At 36.9% G+C, this 287-nt stretch carries 1 pseudogene; it reads right to left on the reverse strand.

Annotated elements, in window-relative coordinates:
• Positions 1–287: pseudogene (locus ACEN4N_RS11555) on the reverse strand (IS30 family transposase); the annotation flags it as partial.

Below are 287 nucleotides of genomic sequence, written 5' to 3' on the forward strand. Positions count from 1 at the left end.
TTCTTGGTTTCAAACGATACATCATAGGTAAATCATGGGGCTTGATACACAGCGCATTTTGTCGAATGTAGCGATAGACGGTTTTGAAACAAGGCACTCTTTCCTTAGGATGTTTTAAAGCATAGGAGATCACAAATGTTTTAATATTGTGAGTTCGCTCTTTTCCTTTGAAAACACCATTGTGGTGAGCTTTCTTTAATTTATACCAAAAGCGTCCAGAGTAAGCTTGCATACCTTTTGATTGACTGCGTTGTCTATTCTTTAAATAAGTGACTTCACCAAAGTCA

The organism is Ruoffia sp. FAM 20857, assembly GCF_045528645.1.
GTDB classification, from domain to species: domain Bacteria; phylum Bacillota; class Bacilli; order Lactobacillales; family Aerococcaceae; genus Ruoffia; species Ruoffia halotolerans.